General features: G+C 67.0%; 19 protein-coding genes. 7 read left to right on the forward strand and 12 right to left on the reverse strand.

The window, feature by feature from the left end; translation table 11 throughout:
* A complete protein-coding gene (gene flgB, locus BRADO_RS23360) occupies window positions 1–408 on the reverse strand; it encodes a flagellar basal body rod protein FlgB (RefSeq protein ID WP_012028666.1) in 408 nt (135 codons plus the stop codon).
* A 388-nt stretch (window positions 409–796) separates the two neighbouring features.
* Here flgB and BRADO_RS23365 point away from each other — a divergent pair, with 388 nt between their 5' ends.
* On the forward strand, window positions 797–1,846 hold the full coding sequence (locus BRADO_RS23365) for a flagellar biosynthetic protein FliO (protein ID WP_012028667.1): 1,050 nt from the start codon (window positions 797–799) through the stop codon (window positions 1,844–1,846).
* Window positions 1,843–2,598: a flagellar type III secretion system pore protein FliP gene (gene fliP, locus BRADO_RS23370; protein WP_041756840.1), complete on the forward strand. Its 756-nt coding sequence runs from the start codon at window positions 1,843–1,845 to the stop codon at window positions 2,596–2,598. The genes BRADO_RS23365 and fliP overlap by 4 nt, the downstream gene beginning before the upstream one ends.
* 407 nt (window positions 2,599–3,005) lie before the next feature.
* Here the strand turns inward: fliP and BRADO_RS23375 are convergent, their stop codons facing one another.
* From BRADO_RS23375 to fliL, 5 genes are all read right to left on the reverse strand, one after another.
* Window positions 3,006–6,755: a hypothetical protein gene (locus BRADO_RS23375; protein ID WP_041756842.1), complete on the reverse strand. Its 3,750-nt coding sequence runs from the start codon at window positions 6,753–6,755 to the stop codon at window positions 3,006–3,008.
* A gap of 104 nt (window positions 6,756–6,859) precedes the next feature.
* Window positions 6,860–7,630, reverse strand: a complete 771-nt coding sequence (locus BRADO_RS23380; RefSeq protein WP_012028670.1) for a MotE family protein — start codon at window positions 7,628–7,630, stop codon at window positions 6,860–6,862.
* A complete protein-coding gene (locus BRADO_RS23385) occupies window positions 7,627–8,115 on the reverse strand; it encodes a DUF6468 domain-containing protein (RefSeq protein WP_012028671.1) in 489 nt (162 codons plus the stop codon). The genes BRADO_RS23380 and BRADO_RS23385 overlap by 4 nt, the downstream gene beginning before the upstream one ends.
* Complete coding sequence (fliM, locus tag BRADO_RS23390) at window positions 8,112–9,314, reverse strand: flagellar motor switch protein FliM (RefSeq protein ID WP_012028672.1); 1,203 nt, start codon at window positions 9,312–9,314, stop codon at window positions 8,112–8,114. The genes BRADO_RS23385 and fliM overlap by 4 nt, the downstream gene beginning before the upstream one ends.
* A gap of 19 nt (window positions 9,315–9,333) precedes the next feature.
* Window positions 9,334–9,828, reverse strand: a complete 495-nt coding sequence (gene fliL / locus BRADO_RS23395) for a flagellar basal body-associated protein FliL (RefSeq protein WP_012028673.1) — start codon at window positions 9,826–9,828, stop codon at window positions 9,334–9,336.
* Between the two features lie 388 nt (window positions 9,829–10,216).
* On the opposite strand from fliL, the gene flgF reads away from it, so the two are divergent.
* From flgF to flgH, 4 genes are read left to right on the forward strand one after another with little or no spacing between them, the layout of a single operon-like run.
* Entirely contained in the window at window positions 10,217–10,981 is a 765-nt protein-coding gene (gene flgF, locus BRADO_RS23400) for a flagellar basal-body rod protein FlgF (protein ID WP_012028674.1), read from the forward strand.
* 25 nt (window positions 10,982–11,006) lie between these two features.
* The gene (gene flgG / locus BRADO_RS23405; RefSeq protein WP_012028675.1) at window positions 11,007–11,795 is read left to right on the forward strand and encodes a flagellar basal-body rod protein FlgG; all 789 of its coding nucleotides are present in this window, start codon (window positions 11,007–11,009) and stop codon (window positions 11,793–11,795) included.
* A gap of 18 nt (window positions 11,796–11,813) precedes the next feature.
* Entirely contained in the window at window positions 11,814–12,869 is a 1,056-nt protein-coding gene (flgA, locus tag BRADO_RS23410; protein WP_012028676.1) for a flagellar basal body P-ring formation chaperone FlgA, read from the forward strand.
* Window positions 12,870–12,874: 5 nt separating this feature from the next.
* Complete coding sequence (flgH, locus tag BRADO_RS23415) at window positions 12,875–13,654, forward strand: flagellar basal body L-ring protein FlgH (protein ID WP_012028677.1); 780 nt, start codon at window positions 12,875–12,877, stop codon at window positions 13,652–13,654.
* A 532-nt stretch (window positions 13,655–14,186) separates the two neighbouring features.
* Here flgH and BRADO_RS23420 read toward each other — a convergent pair.
* From BRADO_RS23420 to BRADO_RS23440, 5 genes are all read right to left on the reverse strand, one after another.
* Entirely contained in the window at window positions 14,187–14,978 is a 792-nt protein-coding gene (locus tag BRADO_RS23420) for a 2-keto-4-pentenoate hydratase (protein ID WP_012028678.1), read from the reverse strand.
* A gap of 161 nt (window positions 14,979–15,139) precedes the next feature.
* Window positions 15,140–16,168: an aldehyde reductase gene (locus BRADO_RS23425; protein ID WP_012028679.1), complete on the reverse strand. Its 1,029-nt coding sequence runs from the start codon at window positions 16,166–16,168 to the stop codon at window positions 15,140–15,142.
* Window positions 16,169–16,276: 108 nt separating this feature from the next.
* The gene (locus BRADO_RS23430; RefSeq protein ID WP_012028680.1) at window positions 16,277–18,388 is read right to left on the reverse strand and encodes a sensor histidine kinase; all 2,112 of its coding nucleotides are present in this window, start codon (window positions 18,386–18,388) and stop codon (window positions 16,277–16,279) included.
* A gap of 271 nt (window positions 18,389–18,659) precedes the next feature.
* Window positions 18,660–19,025 (reverse strand): RNA polymerase-binding protein DksA, encoded by a 366-nt coding sequence (gene dksA / locus BRADO_RS23435; RefSeq protein WP_172889752.1) that lies wholly within the window; start codon window positions 19,023–19,025, stop codon window positions 18,660–18,662.
* A gap of 228 nt (window positions 19,026–19,253) precedes the next feature.
* Window positions 19,254–19,865 carry an NAD(P)-dependent oxidoreductase gene (locus BRADO_RS23440; protein WP_012028682.1) on the reverse strand — a complete coding sequence of 204 codons (612 nt, stop codon included), beginning with the start codon at window positions 19,863–19,865 and terminating at the stop codon, window positions 19,254–19,256.
* Between the two features lie 144 nt (window positions 19,866–20,009).
* Here BRADO_RS23440 and BRADO_RS23445 point away from each other — a divergent pair, with 144 nt between their 5' ends.
* Window positions 20,010–20,384: a helix-turn-helix domain-containing protein gene (locus BRADO_RS23445; RefSeq protein WP_012028684.1), complete on the forward strand. Its 375-nt coding sequence runs from the start codon at window positions 20,010–20,012 to the stop codon at window positions 20,382–20,384.
* A gap of 39 nt (window positions 20,385–20,423) precedes the next feature.
* On the opposite strand, the gene BRADO_RS23450 is transcribed toward BRADO_RS23445, so the two are convergent.
* Window positions 20,424–20,837 (reverse strand): flagellar assembly protein FliX, encoded by a 414-nt coding sequence (locus BRADO_RS23450; RefSeq protein WP_012028685.1) that lies wholly within the window; start codon window positions 20,835–20,837, stop codon window positions 20,424–20,426.
* Window positions 20,838–21,092 lie beyond the last annotated feature (255 nt).

Here is a 21,092-nt window from a genome sequence, read left to right on the forward strand (position 1 = left end):
TCAGCCCTTGCCGATCGCCGTCTTCAACAAATGCAGGCTCTTGCCGTAGAGCGACGTCGCCGCCGCGTAGTCCATCTGGTTGGCGGAGACCTTCAGCATCTCCTCCTCGAGGCTCACGGCATTGCCGGCGGGCCGCGTCTGAAATCCGATCTTGCGATTCTGGTCGAAGCTCGCGCTGTCACCCGAGGCCGGGGTGATGTGCGCGGCGCTGGTGCGTGTCAGCGACAGCGGGGCGAAGCCTCCCACCGACTGACCGGTTGAATCGAACTTCGGCTCAACTAGATCCTTCGGCTTGAAGTTCGGCGTGTCCGAGTTGGAGACGTTCTCCGACAGCACGCGCTGGCGCTCCTGGTGCCATTGCATCTTGGTGCGCAATGCCGACAGCACTGGGATATCGTTGATGGACATTGCGTCGCTCGGTTGTGTCCGACTACCGGACGTTTTCGGTAGGTAGAAATTGCCGCGCTTATGGTTAATGAACAGTTAAGAAACGATGCGCTGCCCCCCGGGACTATCCCGGGGTTTTGACACTTTCTTAGGAAAGTGCTGGCTTTTCGCTCGAAGGGTGCACCAATCCGGGACGGTGGGCGCGGCCAAGAAGTCGTTTTGGCCCGGCCGATTCATGGGTTATTAAGATACCAAGCGGCAGATCCTGCCGTTTTGCGTTAACGGGTTGGTTCCGGTTCTGAAAGCCTCGTTTCACTGACGCTTGCGTGTTGGCAGACTTGCGTGTCGGCAAACTTGCGTGTCGGACAGGAGAGACTTCGAAAGGACGCGGTATTTGCCGGGGACAGAGATGCAGGCGCTGACGTTCTTCTTCGCATTCGTGGCCGTGCTGGCCCTGATCGGCCTTGCCGCATGGCTGGTTCGCCGATTCGCCGGCAATCGCCTCGGCACCAACCCGAATCGCGGCCGCATGCCCCGGCTGGCCGTGATCGATGCCGCCGCCGTCGATGGCCGCCGCCGCCTCGTGCTGGTGCGTCGAGACAACATCGAGCATCTGCTGATGATCGGCGGCCCGACCGACATCGTGGTCGAATCCAACATCGTGCGCGCGATGCCGGCCCGCGAGCAGCTGCCGCAGCGGCCCGGCCTCAATGCCGAGCAGCCGGCGGCGCGCATCGCGCCCGTGCAGGACATGCCCGCCTGGAACGAACCCGAGCCGAAGCCCGAGGCCGCCGAGCTGGCCGAGGTTCCGGTTCCCGAGCTGCCGCCGCGTCCGCAGCGTCCATCATTCATCGACGAGGTCCGCCGCACTGTGCCGGCCGCGGCCGAGCGGCGCGAGCCGCCGCCCCCCTTCCCGCCAGAGCCTCCGCTGCCGCCGCGGCGCCCGCGTCAGGACGTGCGCGCCGAGCCGCGCGTGGCCGATGAGCCGCGCCTGGAGCCGCGTCCCGAGCGGGTCATCCCGCGCAGCGAGCAGGCCATGCCGCGCCCGCTCCGGCCCGCCGAGCCGCAGCGCCAGGCCGAAGCGGCCCGCGCGCCGGAGGGCCCGCGGCTGCCGCCGGTCCGTGCCGCCGAGCGTGCCGAACGGATCGAGCCGGCCGAGCGGGTGGCTGCGCCACCTCCGCCGCCGGTCGCGCAGATGCCGTCTCCGCCCCCGGCGCCGCCAGCGCCGCCGCCGGTCGATCAGAGCGCCGAGGCCAATCTGGCCGAGATGGCGCAGCGGCTCGAGGCTGCGTTGCGCCGACCGAGCGCGGACGCGCCCGCACCAGGCGGCCCGGCGGCGCTCCGCCCCGCGCGCGGCGAGCCGGCGGCAGCGTCCGCCCCCGCGCCGGTGAAGACCAGCTTCGAGAACCTGGAGGACGAGATGGCTTCGCTGCTCGGCCGCCCGAAGTCCTCGCAGTGAGATCGGCGAGCTTCCCGCGTAGAGTTCTCTTCTTCGCTGTCCTGATTGCCGCCGGCGCGTTCGCGGGGAGCGTGGCTGCGCAGGACATCAGCATCAATCTCGGCGGCGCCGGGGGTGGCGGCGTCACCGAGCGTGCGGTCCAACTGATCGCCTTGCTCACGGTGCTGTCGATCGCGCCGTCGATCCTGGTCATGATGACGTCGTTCACGCGCATCGTGGTCGTGCTGTCGCTGCTGCGTACCGCCATGGGCACGGCGACCGCGCCGCCCAACTCGGTGATCATCGCGCTGGCGATGTTCCTGACCGCCTTCGTGATGGGGCCGGTGCTGCAGAAATCCTATGACGACGGCGTCCGTCCCTTGATCGAGAACCAGATCACCGTCGAGGACGCGCTGCAGCGCGCCTCGGTGCCGCTGCGCGGCTTCATGCAGAAGAACGTGCGCGAGAAGGACCTGAAGCTGTTCATGGACCTCTCCGGCGAGGCGCCGCCGGCGACGCCCGACGAGCTGTCGCTGCGCATCCTGGTGCCGGCGTTCATGATCTCCGAGCTCAAGCGCGCCTTCGAGATCGGCTTCCTGCTGTTCCTGCCGTTCCTGATCATCGACCTCGTCGTCGCCTCGGTGCTGATGTCGATGGGCATGATGATGCTGCCGCCAGTCGTCGTGTCGCTGCCGTTCAAGCTGATCTTCTTCGTCCTGGTCGACGGCTGGTCGCTGGTCGCGGGCAGTTTGGTGCAGAGCTACGGGGGGTAGATCAGCGGCGGCTCGTCGGCCTGCGTTGTGGCGTCAGCACCTCGTAGCCCGGATGAGCGTCAGCCGACGCCACTTCGGCGTCGGCGATAGCGACATCCGGGTTCACCGGCACAGCTCGTGAGAACCCGGATATCGCGTCCGCCTCCGCCCTCCGGGCGCAGGCTTCCGCTCATCCGGGCTACGCTTCTGCTGGTGCAGAGCTACGGGGGTTAGCGGCCGGCGTAACCACCGTCATTCCGGGGCAAGGCCGGAGGCCTTGAGCCCGGAATCTCGAGCCTGTCTTGCGTCGATGCCAAACCAGCTCGGGATTCCGGGTTCAATCGTCCATGCGCAGCCGCTTCGCGGCTCCGCATCGACGATTGCCTCGGAATGACGGTGAACAACCAGCCTTCTGCTCTGCGCCGAGATCAACGGCCCGCGATGGCCTGCTTGACGCCCTGGATGCGCGGCAGGGCGCCGGTCGACTCCGACGGCGCCTTCGCCGCATCCTTGCCTTCCGGCTTGCCGGTGGCGTCGGGGAAGCGCGCCTTCATGTCGCGCAGGAAGCCGTCGAGCGTGTCGACACCGGCCGCCATCTTGGCGATCTGGGCGAACTCCGCGCTCGAGCCGCTGGCCGGCTTGCTGGCGACGTCGAAGGCGATCTTGTCGGCCTCGCCGGTCATCAGCGGCGCGTATTTCTCACGGAAGCGCGCCAGGCCGATCGCGTCATCCGCCAGCGCGTAGCCGACGACGGCGCGCAGGATGTCGCCGCGCTCGGCCGGATTGAGCGGACGGAAATCGCGCCAGCGGTCGCCGTAATACAGCTCGATCTGCTCGGAGGCCTCGCGCCAGCGCCGCGATGCCCAATAGATGTCGGAGCGTAGCCGAATCGCCTCGCGCCCGGCGACATTGGTGATGATGTCGAGCCCGAGATCGTGGCGGCCGATGTCGCTGTTGGCGCGCGCCTCGAGCAGCAGCCGCTGCTGGCGCAGCTCGCCGGAGAGATCGGCGATGCGGGTGGTGCGCAGCGCCTCGAGCGCGCGATCGGGCTTGCGGTTGGTGAGATAGACCATCGCCAGGCGCGCGGCGACCTGGGCGCGCGCCGCACCTTCGAGGCGGCGGTCGACCTGATATTGCAGCAGCTCGGCGGCCTGGTCGAGCAGGTCGATGCCGACCAGGCGGTCGGCGAGCTTGCGGATCATCTCGTCGCCGCGGCGGCCGATCGGGGTCAGCTCGCGAAAGCCGTAGAAGATGCTGAGCGCATCGACCGGCGGCAGGTCGTCGGCCTTGCCGCCGAGGAAGAGCTGCGAGAACAGCTTCTGCGCGGCGTCCTGGGCCTGGCGCGCCATGTCGGAGTTCGGCATCAGGCGGCTCGCCATGCGCGCGGCCTCGAGCGAGTCGGCATAGCGCCCGGCCTCCTCATAGAGCTGCGCCATCATCTGCAGGGTCTGCACCTCGACGGCGTCGCCGCGCCATGTCGCCTGCAGCGTCTCCAATTCCTTCAGCGCTTCGGCCGGCTTGATCTCGCCGCGCTTCTGCAGCAGCCTGATCTCGAACAGCTTCGCCTCGGCGGCGGCCATGCGGTCGTTGGAGTTGATGGCGGCGCGATACTCGTCGAGCGCATCCTTCTCCTGCGCCATCGCCTCGGCGAGGCGGCCGCGCAGCACCGCGACGTCGGGCTTCATGTCCGCGGGCACGCCGATCACGTCGAGCTCGGCGCGGCGCTTGGCGGCCCCGGCGAAATCCTTGATCTCGAGCGACGACTTCATCGCGTCCGCGATCACCAGGCGCTGCAGGTCGAGCGGCAGCGACGCGATCGCGAACTCGACGTTCTTCAGCTTCTCGCGCGCATCGGCGAACTTGCCCTGCCGTGCAAAGGCAAGGCCCTTCCACATCTGCGAATCGAAATTGTTGCCGATCGAGGAGGTCGCGAGATCTTTCAGCCCCTGGTCCGGCCGTCCCATCAGGATGCTGGCGACCGCATGGATCATCAGCATCGCCGTCTCGTCGGTGCGCGGATCGTCGTCGGAGATCATCAGATTGGTGATGCCGCGCGCCTCTGGATACATGCCGCGCGCCATGTAGAAGCGCGCCAGCGCCAGCCGCGCCTGGGCGCGGCGCTCCGGATCGGCCTCGGCGGTGGCCTTGATCAGCATGTCCTGCCGCGGCACGAATGGCTGAGTCTGGTTCTGCTGCCATTCGTCGATGTCGAACATCGGCCGGACCGCAGTCGGCGCCCGCTCCGGCGAGAAGCCGATCGACGACAAGGTCAGGCCGCCCGGCCGGCCCAGGATCACCTTGTCCGGCGCGATCTCGACGGCGATGTCGTCGGAGTTCGGCCGCACGGCGATGCCGTGAATGGAATCGAGCAAAGACAGGTCGACGAAGTCCTGGCGCTTGATGAAGCCGCGGATCGGCGGCGGTGCGGTCACCACCAGCAGCGTGTCGCCGGCGTCGGGATCGGTCATCCGGTGCAGCATCCCGGCGCCAGGGTTGGCGAGCGGGATCATCACATTGGCAAGGGCGGGATCGGTGACGTTGCGCATCACCATCAGCGGCTGCTGATTGGCCAGACCCTTGTCAGCGAAGGACAGGGTCCAGCTGCGACCGCCGTCGTCGCTGCCGAGCGAATGCATCTGCGGCCGGTTGAGACGGATGCGGATCGCCTGCCCCTTGTCGAGCGGCATCCGGCTGACCTCGCCGATGATGGCGCCGCCCTTGGCGCGGATCGGCTCGAGGTCGATCGGCTTGGTGGAATCGAGCACCATCCAAACCGTGTCGCCACGGCGGAACAGTGCCGCCGGCGTGACCTGGCCGAAGCCGAAAGTCAGGCGCAGGCCCTCGCTGTCGCGCAGCGCCTCCAATGTCGCCGCGCCGTTCGCGGCCATCTCGGCCGGCTTCTCCATCGGCTTGGCCGTCTCGCCGTTGGCTTGTTCAGGCTTGGCGGCCTCGGGCTTCGCCGGTTCCGCCTTCACCATGTCGGCCTTGGGAGTCTCGACCTTGGCGACCTCGGACTTGGGTGCTTCGAACTTGGGCGTCTCGGACTTCGGTGCCTCGGGCTTCGGTGCCTCGGACGCGGCTTCGGCTTTCATCGGGGCAGGAGCAGCGGCCTGCGCCGGCTCGGCGGCAGGCTCCGTCGCCGGCGCCGCGATGGCGGGCTTGGCCTCCGCCTTCATCTCCTTGGCAATGGTCTCGGAGGTCGGCGGCACGAGCTCGGGCTGAACCGCGGCCTTGGGCTTCTCGCCATTGGGCTTCTCCGCGGTGGCCTTCTCGGCAGCCGGCTTCTCCGCCGGGGCCTTGGCGCCGGGCAGCGTGTCCGAGGACATCGCGGCCACCTTCTTGTCGGGCTGCTGATAGGCGACGTCGATATTGTAGTTCTTCTCCTCGCGGAAGGCGTGGACGTCGACCTCGCCAATCAGGCCGATCTCGACCACGGTCTTGCTGCCCTCGATGCGCTGGTTGATCGCGGCGACATTCGGCGGCGACACGATCTTGGCATCGGCGAGATCGAAATTGAGGGGCGCGGTGAAGTACAGCGACATCTTCTGGTCGCTCAGCACCGAGGAGATGCCGACGCCATCCGGAATCTCGAACACGAAGCGCACGAAGGTCGGCTGCACCAGCGCGCGCACCCGGATCGGCGGCCGCCGCTTGGATTCCGCCTCGGCCCGCTGCAGCCGCAGCGCCCGCTCGGCCGCACGCGCGCGCTCGGCGAGCTCGCGCACGACCTCGGCCGGCAGCGGCGGCGGCGCGCCCGTCCAGCTGTCCGGCAACAGATCGATGAAGACGCGCTCGCCCGCGACCATGGTGTTGACGCGCACCTTGCGCGACAGCGACAGCCGCAGCGCCGAGCCGTCCGGATCGCCGCGCGCCGAGGAGATGTAGTCCGGTGCCGCATCGACCCAGCGGTCGATCGGCACATTGGCCGGACGGTCGAACCTGACCAGCAGGATCGAGCCCGCGGTGGTGACGTCGGCACCGACATCCTCGGAGAATTTCAGCACCAGCCGCGCATAGCCGTTCTGGGCCGACAGGCTCGCCTCGCCCGGCACCGGAGCCGCACCCGCCGCGACCGTCGACAGCATCAGTCCGATCAGGATGGCCGACAGCAGCGCAAGGCCGGCGCGCACGCGCGCGCGGGCCTGCGACCGCAATCCATTGGGAGTCGTGCGCGCCATGGTCACAAGCTTCCAGTTCGATATCCGCTGACTTGACGGATACGCCTGCCCCGCCACGCCGGAAGTCTAGGAGCCGGCGTTTAAGGGGGCATTAAACATGCGGCTCAATTGCTTTTCACAGGCACGATCTTGCCTTCGATCTTCGGCAGCTCGGCGCTCGCCTCGGGCTTTTCGGCGCCGGCCCGGCGCGCGAGCTCGACGGTGAGCCGCTCGGCCGCCTCCGGCGACATCAGGCCGAGAATGTCCGACATCTTGCGCGGCGCGATCTGCGAGGCGATCTCGATCAGCACGGACATTTCGAGCCGGTCGAAGACCTTGGCGGCATCCTTCGGCTTCATACCCTCGTACATCGTGACGATGCTCTTGAAGCGGGCGTTGTCGGCCTCGGTCTTCGCAGCCTGCGCGCCCGAGATCCGGCTCTCGATCGCCTTCATCTCCTCGGTCTTCGACTGGATGCGCTGCTCGGCGGCCTTCAGAAGGCTCTCGCGAATGTCGATCTCGCGCTGGCGCGCTTCGAGCTCCTGGCGGCGCGACTGCAGCCGCTCGAGAATGGCCTTCTCCGCCGGCGACACCTGCTGCTGGTTCTCCTCCGGCTTGATCACGATGCCGTCGGGCTTGGTCTCGGGCGCGGCAGGCTTCGGCGCCTCTTCCTTCTTCTCCTTCGGCTCGCCATGGGTCGACCCGGTGACGATGTCATTGTCCTCGCGGCCCGGATAACCCAGGTTCTCCTGGGCCCAGGACCGCTTGGGGGCTTGCGGGTCATAGTCGAACACGTAGCCGCCGTCGATCACGAGGCCGGCCACCTTCAGGACCGCGAGGCACGCCACCGCGATCAGGACGACGGGAATGACGCGGATGTTACGGAACGCATTCATGCGGCAAGGCCACCGGTCCTTCGACGTTCAGAGAAGGCCTGCGCGGCCGCGGCGACCGCCTTGGCGCCGGAGACGCGCACCGGCTCGGTCGTGATCGCCGGCACGGGCGCCGGTGCGGCCACCGGCTCGGGCGCGGCGGCGTCAGGCGAGGTGATCGGGCGCGCGGCGCTGGCGATGCGCGACAGGCGGCGAACCACGCCGTCGCTCTCGGCGAGCTGCTTGCGCAGCTGATCCGACATCTGCGTCGCCGCGGCGAGCTGATTGCCGAGATTGTCGTTGACGTCGCGCACCGCGAGCTTGAGCCCGCCGATCGCGCGCTCGGCGATCTCGGTCGCGGTGATCAGCTCGGCGATGACGGCCTTGAGCGAATGCTCGTCCGCCTTCAGCCGCTTCAGCCGGGAGTTCAGCAGCATGCAATAGCCGATGGTCAGCACCAGAAGGACGGCCACCAGGCTTTCGATGATCAATCCGAGGGAGTGGTTCATTGGGCCTCCATCAACTTGTTCTGGCTTTCGGCGCCTTCGAACATCGCAAGCGTCGTATGCGGCTTGCGCAAATTCTTGGTGACACGGATCGCGACGCGGTCGCCGACCCGGCCCATGCGGCCTTCCGTCAGCATCGTGTTGCCGCAGCGGACGGCGACCAGCGCATCCGGACGAATGTCGAGCGGCAGGGTGTCGCCCACCTTCAGCCGCATCAATTGCTTCAGCGGCACGTCGGCCTCGTAGAGCACCGCGTCGACGGCGACTTCGGCCCTGGTGATCTCGGTGGCGAAATGGCCTTCCCAGACCGGATCGCGGCCGAACTTCTCGCCCATGAACATCTGCAACAGCACCGGCCGGATCGGCTCGATGGTCGCATAGGGCAGCAGCAGCTCGATGTTGCCGCCGCGGTCTTCCATGTCGATCCGCAGCTTCACCAGGATGGCCGCATTGGCGGGCCGGCTGATCGCCGCGAAGCGCGGATTGGTCTCGAGCCGGTCGATGGTGAAGCGCACCGGCGACAGCGGCCGGAACGCCTGCTCGGCGTCGGCCAGCACCACCTCGATCAGGCGCTTGACGAGATTGGTCTCGATCGTCGTGTAGGGGCGGCCCTCGACGCGGAGCTGGGTGTTGCCGCGGCGACCGCCGAGCAGCACGTCGATGATGGAATAGATCAGCGTCGAATCGACCATCGCGAGGCCGAAATTCTCCCACTCCTCGGCCTTGAACACCGAGAGCACGGCGGGCAGCGGGATCGAGTTCATGTAGTCGCCGAAGCGCACCGAGGTGATGCGGTCGAGCGAGACTTCGACGTTGTCGGAGGTGAAGTTGCGCAAGCTGGTCGTCATCAGCCGCACCAGGCGGTCGAAGACGATTTCGAGCATCGGCAGACGCTCGTAGGACACCATCGCCGAATCGATGATGGCGCGAATGCCGGAATGGTCGTCGAGATTGACCTCGCCCGCGGTGAAGCCGAGGAGATTGTCGATCTCCTCCTGCGACAGCACCCGCTCGCCGCCGTTCTTGGTGGCGCCGAAATCGCGGCTGCCGTCCTCGACCATCGCGGCCCATTGCAGGGCCATCGATTCCGTGAGTTCGTTAGCTGCTGCGGCTTCCGCGGCCTCTGCGGGGTCCTCCGAATCGAGCGAGGCTTCCCATTGCGCGGCTATCGCATCTTGGTCGACTGGATCGTTGCCTGCCATGATCTTGCGCGTCCGTGCCTTACTGAATCACGATTTCCTTGAACAACACCGCGTTGACCTGGTTGGGCGCCAGCGCGACGTTGACCCGCTTGGTGAGCTCCTCCTTGAGCCGGAACAGGCCCGCCGAGCCGTTGAGGTCGCTCGGCCGGAGCTCGCGCAAATAGGTCTGGAAGATGTCGGTGACGCGCGGCAGCGTCGGCTTGATATGCTCGATCTGCTTCTCCTCCTTCACCTCGAGCACGATCTTCACCTTCAAGTACTGGACGCGGTCGCCGGGATTCCCGACCAGATTGACCAGGAGATCCGGCACCTCGACGAAGGCCGGCGGCTTCGGCGCCGGCGCCGCTTCGGCGTGATGCTCGTCAGCCTTGTGGCTGAAGAAGAAGAAATAGGCCGCGCCGCCGATGCCGAGCAGCGCCAGCGCACCGACGACCATGATGATCAGCTTGAGCTTGCTCTTCGGCGAGCCGAGTTGCTCCTCGCCTTCGCCCGCTCCGCCTTCGTTCTCAGCCATGGCCTTCGGTGTCCCCAGAGAAAATCACGGGAAGCCAACCGATGCCGCCAGAAAGCTCGATGACGCGAAACCAATGCTCCCAGCGCATCTGCGCTTCGTTAAGGGGAACGCTACGGTAACAATGGTTAACGGAAGCTTTCTTTTGGTCAGGAGGTGGGAAAATCTTGCCGGGCAATTATGGTTAGCGCGCCGTTATTGCCGGGTCTTTCCAGCCCCGCCAAAACGACAAATAATTGATATATAACAATTTTTCTAATTGGCACGGCTTTCGCTGTACCTCTTGCGAACCCGCCGGCTTGGGAGAGCTGAAAGGTTCGGAGAAGACCCGGTCGAGACCGCCTTGGGAGAGGCGCCGCGGACGGGATTCGTTAAGAGGGGAGATCGACCGGTGGAGAATGCGCTTCTCATCGGATTGTCGCGGCAGATGGTGCTGGAGCGGCAACTCGACGTCGTTGCCAACAACGTCGCCAACGTCAACACCAACGGCTTCAAGGCCGATCAGCAGCTGTTCGAGGAGTATCTCTCCTCCGGCGCGCATGAGGACAATTTTCCGGGCGCCGCCCGCAAGGTCTCTTACGTCCAGGACCGCGGCACCTATCGCGACTTCACGCAGGGCTCGACGGAGCGCACCGGCAACGCGCTCGACGTCGCGATCTCCGGCGACGGCTTCCTGACGGTGCAGACCGCCGGCGGCGAACGCTACACCCGCGACGGCAACCTGCACATGAACAACACCGGTCAGCTGGTCACCGCGGCCGGCGACCTGGTGCTCGGCACCGGCGGCCCGATCGTGTTCCAGCCGACCGACCACGACATCAACATCTCGCCCGACGGCACCGTGACGGTGGTCGAGGGCGTCAACCGCACCGACTCGATCCGCGGCAAGCTGCGCATCGTCAGCTTCGCCGATCCGCAGAAGGCCCAGAAGCAGGGCAACAATTTGTATGCGGCCGTCGGCGGCGCCGCGCCGCAGCAGGATACGAAGTCGACCGTCCAGCAGGGCTACATCGAGAAGTCGAACGTCAGCGCGGTCGGCGAGATGAGCAAGATGGTCGAAGTGATGCGTGCCTACACCCAGGTCGCCAACATGCTCCAGGTCCAGAGCGACCTGCGCAAGAGCGCGATCGAGAAACTCGCCGACGTTCCGGCCTGACCGCAGAGACTGAAGGAGACGTAAGATGCAGGCGCTTCACACCGCTGCGACCGGAATGGCGGCCCAGGAACTCAACGTTCAGGTGATCTCCAACAACATCGCCAACCTCCGCACGACCGGCTTCAAGAAGCAGACGGCGGCGTTCCAGGACCTGATCTACGAGCATGTGCGCCGGGTCGGCGCGCAGTCCTCCGATCAGGGCACGATCCTGCCCGTGGGCATCGACATCGGCGGCGGCGTCAAGACCGTCGGCACGCCGCGCTCGATGACGCAAGGCACGCTGTCGCAGACCGGCAACGACCTCGACCTCGCAATCTCCGGCGAAGGCTTCTTCAAGATCCTGATGCCCGACGGCACCTATCAGTACACCCGCGACGGCACCTTCCAGATGGACAATCAGGGCCGCATCGTCACGGCCCAGGGCAACCCTGTGCAGCCGACCATCTCGATCCCGCAGAACGCCTCGGGCATCACGGTCAATTCGCAGGGCCAGGTCTCGGTGACCTTGCCGGGCTCGACCACCTCGAACATCATCGGCCAGCTCCAGGTCACCCGCTTTATCAACAAGGCCGGTCTGCAGCCGGTCGGCAACAACCAGTTCACCGACACGCCCTCCTCCGGCGCGCCGCAGGACGGTATCGCCAACCAGGATGGTCTCGGCAGCATCACCCAGGGCAGTCTCGAGCAGGCCAATGTCGACGTCGTCAGCGAGATGAGCGAGCTGATCGCCGCCCAGCGCGCCTATGAGATGAACGCCAAGGTCATCTCCGCCGCCGACCAGATGATGCAATCCACCACCGCGTTGTTCCGCTGAGGCCTGAGGGAGATCACGATGATGACCCGCACCGCCCGTCCCATCCTGCTTGCGGCCGCCCTGCTCGCCTCGACCGCGCTGTCGGCCCTCGCCGGCGAGGCCGACGACCAGATCAAGGCGCCCGTGCTGCGCGCCACCGTGAACGTCACCGGCGAGATCGTGCGCGTCGGCGACCTGATCGAGAATGCCGGCGTCGCGGCGAATGTCGCCGTCTACCGCGCGCCCGATCTCGGCACCACCGGCGTGCTGCCGGCCGCGCAGGTGATCGCGACCTTGCGCAGTCACCAGGTCATCGGCGTTGACGTCCGCGACATCAAGGAGGTTGCGGTCACCAGGCTCGCCCGCGCCATCGATGCGAAGGAGATCAGTGGCGCCGTGGCCCAGGCGCTCGAGCATCGCAACGGTCTCGGCGAGGCGGCCGCCCTCAGCATCAACTTCGACCAGCCGGTGCAGGACCTGAAGTTCGAGGCCTCCAGCAACGGTTCGCTGGCTCCGACCAATGTCCGCTTCGACCCGCGCAGCGGCCGCTTCGATATCGTTTTCGAGCTCGGCACTGCCGGCAGCACCAAGCTTCGCTACACCGGCACGGCCATCGAGACCGTCGAGGCCGTGGTGCTGACCCGCAACATCGACCGCAACGAGGTGATCCGCGCGGGCGACCTGCAGACCGAGCGACGGCCAAAGGTCGAGCTCGGCGGCGCCGAGCCGGCCTCGCGCGAACTCGCGGTCGGCATGCAGATGCGCCGTCCGGTGCGCGCCGGCCAGGCGCTGAAGGCCACCGACCTCGCCAAGCCGGACCTCGTGCAGCGCGACCAGACGGTGACGCTGATCTACCAGACCGCCGGCATCTACCTCACGACGCGCGGCAAGGCGCTGGAGTCCGGCACCGAGGGCGACGTCGTCAGCGTGCTCAACCTGCAGTCCAAGCGCACCATCACCGGCCGCGTCATCGGCCGCGGCCAGGTCTCGATCGACATCGCCGTCGCCAAACCTGCCCAGACCTCCGAAGCCGACGCCGCGCCGGTCGCCGTCGCGAGCCGCCTGTCCTCCTCCGCCACCCCGAAAGCCGAGTAAGTTTCATGTCGACGTTCAAGTTCAATGGTCAGGGCGTTTCGGGTCTGCGGCGCGTCGCGCTGATCTCGGTCTCCTTCGCTGTGCTGTCCGTCGCGGGCGGCTGCTCCTCAATCGACCGGCTCAGCCAGATCGGCGAGCGGCCGAAGCTGACCGAGATCGACAATCCGACCACCCAGCCCGGCTACAAGCCGGTGCAGATGCCGATGCCGAAGCCGGAGACCGTGTCCTATGCGCCGAACTCGCTGTGGCGCAACGGCTCGCGCGCCTTCTTCAAGGACCAGCGCGCGCACCAGATCGGCGACCTCCTCACCGTCACCGTCAGCATTTCCGACAAGGCCAACTTCGCCAACGAGACCCAGCGCAGCCGCACCAACAAGGAAGATTCGGGGATCACCGACTTCATCGGCTCGAAGACGCTCGGCGCGCAGGCGCAGAAGGTGCTGCCCGGCCGCATCCTGACCGCCGACGGCACCTCGTCCTCCGACGGCAAGGGCACGATCCAGCGCTCGGAATCCTTGACCACTAGCGTCGCCGCGGTCGTGACCCAGGTGCTGCCAAACGGCAACCTGGTCGTCGAGGGCAAGCAGGAGATCCGGGTCAACTACGAGATCCGCGAGCTGATCGTGGCCGGCATCGTCCGCCCGGAGGACATCCAGAGCGACAACACCATCGACTCGACCAAGATCGCCCAGGCCCGCATCTCCTATGGCGGCCGCGGCCAGATCACCGACGTGCAGCAGCCGCGCTACGGCCAGCAGGTCATGGACATCCTGCTGCCATTCTGAGGCGGCGACACGATCGCAGGACCGGGCGGATCGCATCCCGCCCGGTCGCGAGACGACCGCCGGCTCTGATCGAGATCGGCAGCAGACAACGAGGACGGTAGAGACATCGACGAAAATCCCTCGCCGCACGGCGAGGGTCAGGCAAGGAATTGGCCGAGCGCGACCATGGTCATGCGCATGACCCGCAGCCGCCGTCCGTCCTGAAACGAGCTCCCACATTGCCCAACGCGAACCTAGGCGCCGCGGGTAATGTATACGCGGCCTCCGGTAGCTCCCCTGCCGGAGGCCGTGTTCGTTTGAGGGATCAGCGATCACTTCAAGCGCGGCTTTTCGTCGGACCTCGTGGTGATTGCGGGAAGGTGACCTCGCCGCATCCGCCGCTGTCATGCTCCGCGAAGCCGGAGCGTCCAGTACTCAGCGGCAGAAGATATTGAACCGGGATCTCACGTCATCCTGGATTGCCCCGGCTCAAGCCGCGCGATGACAGCGGGGCTTGCGGGCTGGCACAGCATTCTTGTTTTCTATCGTGCCCTCACGCGAACACCGCCTCGACCACGCCCAGCCCGTCCAGCTCCATCCGCACCCGGTCGCCCGGCTTGAGCCAGAGCGTCTTGACCAGGCTGCCGGTCAGCACCAGCTGCCCGGCCTCGAGCCCGTCGCCGCGGGAGGCGAGGTGGTTGGCGAGCCAGGCGAGCGCGTGCAGCGGATGGCCGAGCACGTCGGCGCCGGAGCCCTGCCCGGCCAGGGCGTCGTTCACGAAGGCGCGGCCCTGCACGGCAGCGAGGTCTCCGGCGGCTTCCCGCGGGACGGCGGGACCGAGCACACAGCCGGCGGCAAAGAAGTCGTCGGCCACCAGGGTCGGCGCGCCCATGGTCTCCCATTGCACGTAGCGGTCGTCGACGATCTCGATCGCCGCATGGCAGTCGCCGATCGCGTCGCCGACATGGGCGATGGTGAACGGCGCGTCCAGCGGCAGCAGGTCCTTGGCCAGCCGCACCGCGATCTCGCATTCGACGCCGACGCGAACGAAGTCGGCCGCGCGCAGCGTGACACCCGAGGCGTGCACGCCGCCCGCGAAGACGCCGCCGGCGCAAGGATGCGGAATGCCAATATAGTCCTGCATCACCTGGCTGGTGCAGCCGATCTTGTAGCCGGCGAAATCGCCGGCATGCTCGGCGAGCAGCCAGTGAGCCTCATGCTGGATCTCATAGCCAGCCGCTTCATCCTTCGGCTGAAGGTGAGCCGGCAGCGGCGCCAGCGGCGTCCGCGCGCGGCGGGCGGCCACGATCGATTGCGCGGCGGCAAGGACCTCGTCTGCTCCCATGATCGTTCAACTCCCGCTGTCGGCCGCTCCAAGCGGCCTCTGAGGTCTTATGGTTAACAGGTTGTCACGACGCGGCTTTTGCCGCTCACTTCATCTCCTGTCGCGGCAGTTGGCACCGCGCTCGAAGTCAGCCCTGTCCTTCAGACGGCGGTTCAACCGCCTCACGGCCGCACCAGGCCCAGCCTCAGCAGGCTCTCGGCCGTCGCTGCGATGATCTCATCATTCGGCCGCGGATTCCAGCCGAGCAGCCGACGCGCCTTGTCGCTCGAGGCTGTGCGGCGCAGGCCGAGCAGCGGCTTGACGTCGCGCAATTGCGGTACGGCGAGCGCCACGATACGGGCCAGCCAGTTCGGCAGCTCGCGCCGCGGCGCCCGTCGTCCCGCGTTGCCCAGCCGTGTCCGCAGCACGGTCGCGATCTCGAGGATCGACAGCGGCGAACCGGCCACCGCCAGGAACCGCTCGTTGCGGGCGGCGGGGTCGGTCATCGCACGCAGATGCAGGTCGGCGACGTCGCGGACGTCGACCAGCCCGAGATGGATCCTGGGCGCGGCCGGCGCCCTGCCCTGCAGCATCGCCTGCACCAGCGCAATGGAGGGCGAAAAATCCGGGCCCAGCACCGGGCCGAGCACGGCGACCGGACAGATGGTCGCAAGCTCCAACGCGCCGCCCTCGCTGGCGAGAAACGCCCAGGCGGCGCGTTCGGCCAGGGTCTTGGACTTCGGGTAAGGCTGCACGTCGGGACCGTCGAGATCGGTCCAATCGGCCTCGTCGAACGGTTTTGCGCGGGGGCGATGGCCATAGGCGACGGCGGAGAAGGAGGAAGTCAGCACCACGCGCGTCACGCCGGCGTCGCGCGCCGCCCGCAGCACCCGCAACGTGCCGTCGCGTGCCGGCACGATCAGCTCGTTCTCGTCGTCAGGCACGTGGTCGGGCAGCGGCGACGCGATGTGGAGGACGTAGTCGCAGCCCGACACCGCCGCGGCCCAGCCGTCATCCCGGGTCAGATCGGCAGCGTGGAACGACAGCAAATGGGGATCGGTCGCGCCGCCGCGGGCGAGCGCGGCCAGCACCTCGCTCTGCCGGTCGGGGGTGCGCAGCGTGGTGCGAACGCGATGGCCGGCCGCGAGCAGCTGCAAGATGACATGCGTCGCGATGAAGCCGGAGCCACCGGTGACCAGAACCTCGCTCATTGCATTCACCTCGCCCCCCGAGGGTCGAAGCATGGCAGAGCGCCGTGTCGGGGCCGTGTCAGGAGCGATCCGCTTCGCCAGCTCTGAACGAGCTCGGTGACTGCCGGTTTACTTCGCTTCGCTGAGGGCCGCCGCGGCGCCCTCGCTGCGCGTTTCCAGCCATGGCAGCTCGAACTGGCAGGTCAGGCCGGTCTCGGCGAAGGTCCGCTGCAGATGCCGGACGGTGCGGGTCAGGAGGCGGCTGCCGAAGCCGACCACCGGCGGCTCGCTGGCCGGCGGGCCGCCGCTCTCCTGCCAGCGCATGTGCAGCGCATCCGGCCCGAGCGACCAGTCCACCTCGATACGGCCCGACGGCGTGGTGAGCGCGCCGTATTTGCTGGCATTGCAGGCCATCTCATGGATGACGAGCGCGAGCTGGGTCGTCAGCTCGACAGGGACCAGGATGGTCGGGCCGCTCAGCGCGAGCTGATCCGGCGTGCTGGCGAACGGCGCCACCTGGCTTGTGATCAGCGCCGCGAGATCCGCGCCCTGCCAGTCGTTTTCGGCGAGGCTGGTGTGGACGGTGGCCAGTGCGTGCAGACGCGAGGTGAAGTCGCGGACCTTGACGTCGTGCCGGGGCAGCAACTGGTGCGCCAGCGACTGCACAACCGCGAGGCTGTTCTTCACCCGATGGGCGAGCTCATGGACCAGCAGCTCGCGCTTGCGGTCGGCCTCCCTGGCGGCGGTGACGTCGATGTTGACGCCGATCATCCGCCGATCGCTATCGCCTTCGCCGGGCAGCATGCGGGCACGCGCCTCGATCCACCGGATCGAGCCGTCCGGCAATGGCACTCTCCATTCCGAATCGAGCTCGCCGGTGATCAGCGCCTGCTTGTTGTCCCGGTCGGCACGGGCCTGGTCGTCGGGATGCACCAGCGCGAGCCAGTCGTCATAGGTCCCCGGGAACGTGCCGGTCTTCAGGCCATAGAGCTCCTCGATCTCGTCGGACCAGTGGCTGGTACCGGAGCGTCCGTCCCAGATGAAGGTGCCGAGCCGGCCGTATTTCGCGGCGAGCTTCAGCTGCTCGGCGGTCCGCGACGCATCGTCCCTGGCCTTCGCCAGCATTCCGAAATTCTCCTGGATGATGCGCGCGCTCTCGGCCTGGGCCTTCTCGGCCGCGGCGAGCCGGGCGTTGAGCGCCCGCACCTCGGGAGGATCGGAGGGCGCGGCCTCACCGGGATTGGTGCTCTTGATTGCGATGCTTTCGAGCGGCCGGGCGATGCTGCGCCCGATACCGGCCGCCAGCAGCAGCGCCAGCGCACAGATCGTCGTCGCCGCGATCGTCGCGGTCTTCACCGTGGAGGAGATCGCCTGCGCGAAGGCGCCCTGCTTGATGCCGACGCCGACGGTCCAATCGCTGAGCTGCGGATGAGCGTTGGCATTGATGACGCGATCGCCCTCGATCGATGGAAATTCAGCAATCCCGTCCTCCCTGGCGGTCGCCCGCCACCCCGCCGACGCCAGCTGACCGGTGCTGGTCGCATTCTTCGGGATCCGGGAGACATAGCGGCCCTGGCCGTCCATGATGCCGACCAGCCAGTCGGCCGGCAGCTCCTGCTGGGCCAGCAGCCGCGTATAGTTCGCGGCCGGCATGGCGATCGACAGGCAGCGGAACGGCTTGCCGTCCTTGAAGACGGGCACATCGACGGTCGCCACCCACTCGCCGGAGTTCGGGCCGGTGAAAATGTCCGAGATCGATGGCCGTCCCGACGCAAAGGCCCGTTCCTGCGAGCGGCGGCCTTCGGGCGTGCGCTCGCCGAGCGGCTTGCCCGGCCGCGCCAGGGTGTTGAGCAGCAGGCGGCCATCGGCGTCGGAGACGATGATCCAACCTTCGCCGCTGACCGCACCGACACGGCGCGCCTCCGCCTCGAAGTCGGCAAGATCGGCCGCGCTCAGATCAGGAGACTTCCCCAGGACCTCGGCAAGCATGATGTAGCGCCGCAACTCGGCATCGACGGCACCGGAGATCGTCTGGGCGGCATAGGACAGCCCGCGCCGGATCGATCCGTCAGCGGATTGCGCCATGGAAGCGATGACATAGGCGATGAGCCCGACGCAGGGCAGGAACAGAATGCCGGCGAGCAGAAACAGCCGCCCTTTGATGCTGAGCGCGCCGTAAGAGCGCTGAACTGCTGCCAGCGCGCCGCCGAGCGGGCTTCCCGGTCTTTCGAGCTCGCGCATGATCCCCCACGGCGTGTTCCCAGACGGAACAGAAACTAATTCCGCAGGCGCAGAAAGGTTCCGGACGGTTTTCAAGATGAGGCCCGGCTGTGTCGGGCAGGCCGCATGCGCAACGCTGCGCCAGTCGACGACGCTCAGCAATGGACGACAGCGGCTGGAAGTCGCGCCCGGTTCAACGGACCGACCTGTTCAGCGTGATCGCAGACCAAACGGTGACGCGGCCGCACCCGGCGGGCGGCCGCAATCGGGCTCGTCTGGTCAGCGCCGCGACCTATTCGTCGCGATAGACCTTTTCACGCTTCTCGTGGCGCTCCTGCGCCTCCACCGACAGCGTCGCGATCGGACGGGCCTCGAGCCGCTTCAGCGAAATCGGCTCGCCGGTCTCCTCGCAATAGCCGTAGGTGTTGTCCTCGATGCGCTGGAGCGCGGCGTCGATCTTGGAGATCAGCTTGCGCTGGCGGTCGCGTGCGCGAAGCTCGATCGCCCGGTCGGTCTCCGACGACGCGCGATCGGCGAGGTCGGGGTGGTTCACGTTCTCCTCCTGCAGAGCCTGCAGGGTGAGCTTCGATTCGCGCAGGATCTCCTCCTTCCATGCCAGCAGCTTGGCGCGGAAGTAGTCGCGCTGGCGGTCGTTCATGAAAGGCTCTTTTTCGGAAGGTTTGTAGTTCTTCAACTTTTCCAAGGTCAGCCCATCTGTACGTGCTGGCGCCGGTCGCGGCACCGGCGGACGGAATACGCCCGTTCGCGGCCGCGTTATATAGCGGCCTCATGTGACAGACAATATTTCCATCGACACGGGCGCCCCGCCGTCCCGCCTTTGTCCAGCCTAAATCGCAGCCGGACGGCTGGGCCCCAGGGGGCTGCCTCAATAGCCGACCGTGAAACGGGCTCGCCGGTGCGCCGGCCGCTCGATTTCGTCGGCCATCGCAACCGCGAAGTCCTCGAAGGTGATGAAGCTCTTGCCCTCGGCGTCGACCAGCAGCTGGTCCGTTCCCAGCCGGAACTTGCCCGTCCGAGCGCCGAAAGCGATCATGGCGGAGGGCGACAGGAAGGTCCAGTCGAGGTCCTTCTCCTGCTTGAGACGGTCGAGGAACGCCGCCCCCTTCTCCGCCTCGGCCTTGTACGCCGCCGGAAAGTTCGGCGTGGTCACGAGCCGCACGCCGGGCGCGACCTCGAGCGAACCGGCACCACCCACCACAAGGTAACGAGATACACCCGAATCCTTGGCGGCGCCGATCAGCGCCTCGGCATCGCTGGCCAGGAAGTGGATCGAGCTGATCGCCACGTCGTGGCCGGCCCAGAGCTTGGCCAACGCGGCGCGGTCGTTGGCATCGCCCTGCACCGCCGTGACGTTGGCGTGCTTTTCGATCTTGTCGGGGTTCCGGGCGATACCGGTGACCTGATGGCCGCGATTGGCGAGCTCGGCGGTAATACGCGACCCGGCACGGCCGGAGGCGCCGGCGACGGCGATCTTCATGCTGCAACTCCTGTTTGCGATTGATGCGCTCGGACCGAAGGCCCTGGACGAGATCCCTTTGGTATCCGATAGTAACTAGATAGCGGAACGAATGCTGGTGTTAAGAGCGCACTTTGAGATCACCAGGTCACGCCGGAGTAACCGATGCGAGCTGCCAACGTCTATTCGGCCGACTGCCCGACCCGCCAGATCCTCGATCGGGTCGGCGACAAATGGGCGGTGCTGATCCTGATCCTGTTGCGCAATGAGCCGTTGCGCTTCAATCAGTTGCGCCGCGCGATTGAAGGCATCTCGCAGAAGATGCTCTCGCAGGTGTTGAAGAGTCTCGAGCGCGACGGCCTGGTGCGGCGGCGCGCGATCGCGACCGTTCCAGTAACGGTTGAATATTCTATCACGCCGCTCGGGCTGACGCTCGCCGCCGCGGTCGATCCGCTGCGCGACTGGGCGGAGCGGCATCTGAAGGACGTCACCGCCGCGCAGCGGCGCTACGACGCGCAGCAGCCATCGAAGGCCGCGTAAGCGGGCTTTTTCCTCGGTTGAACTAGCCCTGTCCGGCCTTTAGCCCTGCCCAGACTTGGCGAGCTCCACCTCGACGCGGAGCTCGATCTCCGAGAGGATCGCGTCGAGACCGGGATCACCCGATGTCTGCTTCAGGTCGGCAGCCGCATCCCGCAGCCGCAGCGCCATCGTCGTGTCGAGCCTGCCCGACAACAGCGAGAGCTTGAGATCGTCGAGCACGTCGAGCGCGCGCTTGCCGCGCTGGACCGAGCGCCTGCGACGCTCGGCCGGCTCCTCCTCGATACCCTGCAACGCGAGCAGCGCGTCGATGTTCGCAGTCTGCTTCGGCGCCAGGGTCGCGCGCGTCTCCTGCGTGGTGCCGGCGTCGGGCAGCTTGAAGCCTCCGGACGAGGTCTTCCGCGTGGAGCTGGTCGACGTGTTCAGCGTCGTGCCGTTCGGTCCATAGATGCGCATCGGTGGCTCCCGCAAGCTCTGCGTGTCGGAGCGGAGATTGGCCGCGTCGTGGTTAATGGTGCGTAAATGGCCCGGCAAATTCTGCCGGGGCGGCAGCTTCGTTCCTCCGGGCCGCCCCGGTTTCACAACAGATCGCGCGATCGATTTCACACTCTTTCAATGAGTTAGCTCGGAGCATCGAGGTGGCACGGCCCTCGCATAGTTAACGCCGATCATGCGGTCATGGGAGTGGCCAAGTGATCACCTGCAGAGTTC

The sequence above is a fragment of the Bradyrhizobium sp. ORS 278 genome (assembly GCF_000026145.1).
Taxonomy (GTDB): Bacteria; Pseudomonadota; Alphaproteobacteria; order Rhizobiales; family Xanthobacteraceae; genus Bradyrhizobium.

Coding starts and splice junctions, on each gene's coding strand:
- flgG (WP_012028675.1), top strand. CDS start 11,007: ATGCAGGCGCTTCACACCGCTGCGACCGGAATGGCGGCCCAGGAACTC.
- BRADO_RS23445 (WP_012028684.1), top strand. CDS start 20,010: ATGCGAGCTGCCAACGTCTATTCGGCCGACTGCCCGACCCGCCAGATC.
- flgH (WP_012028677.1), top strand. CDS start 12,875: ATGTCGACGTTCAAGTTCAATGGTCAGGGCGTTTCGGGTCTGCGGCGC.
- flgB (WP_012028666.1), bottom strand. CDS start 408: ATGTCCATCAACGATATCCCAGTGCTGTCGGCATTGCGCACCAAGATG.
- BRADO_RS23380 (WP_012028670.1), bottom strand. CDS start 7,630: ATGAATGCGTTCCGTAACATCCGCGTCATTCCCGTCGTCCTGATCGCG.
- fliL (WP_012028673.1), bottom strand. CDS start 9,828: ATGGCTGAGAACGAAGGCGGAGCGGGCGAAGGCGAGGAGCAACTCGGC.
- BRADO_RS23420 (WP_012028678.1), bottom strand. CDS start 14,978: ATGGGAGCAGACGAGGTCCTTGCCGCCGCGCAATCGATCGTGGCCGCC.
- fliM (WP_012028672.1), bottom strand. CDS start 9,314: ATGGCAGGCAACGATCCAGTCGACCAAGATGCGATAGCCGCGCAATGG.
- dksA (WP_172889752.1), bottom strand. CDS start 19,025: ATGAACGACCGCCAGCGCGACTACTTCCGCGCCAAGCTGCTGGCATGG.
- BRADO_RS23385 (WP_012028671.1), bottom strand. CDS start 8,115: ATGAACCACTCCCTCGGATTGATCATCGAAAGCCTGGTGGCCGTCCTT.
- flgA (WP_012028676.1), top strand. CDS start 11,814: ATGATGACCCGCACCGCCCGTCCCATCCTGCTTGCGGCCGCCCTGCTC.
- BRADO_RS23425 (WP_012028679.1), bottom strand. CDS start 16,168: ATGAGCGAGGTTCTGGTCACCGGTGGCTCCGGCTTCATCGCGACGCAT.
- BRADO_RS23365 (WP_012028667.1), top strand. CDS start 797: ATGCAGGCGCTGACGTTCTTCTTCGCATTCGTGGCCGTGCTGGCCCTG.
- BRADO_RS23375 (WP_041756842.1), bottom strand. CDS start 6,755: ATGGCGCGCACGACTCCCAATGGATTGCGGTCGCAGGCCCGCGCGCGC.
- BRADO_RS23430 (WP_012028680.1), bottom strand. CDS start 18,388: ATGCGCGAGCTCGAAAGACCGGGAAGCCCGCTCGGCGGCGCGCTGGCA.
- BRADO_RS23450 (WP_012028685.1), bottom strand. CDS start 20,837: ATGCGCATCTATGGACCGAACGGCACGACGCTGAACACGTCGACCAGC.
- BRADO_RS23440 (WP_012028682.1), bottom strand. CDS start 19,865: ATGAAGATCGCCGTCGCCGGCGCCTCCGGCCGTGCCGGGTCGCGTATT.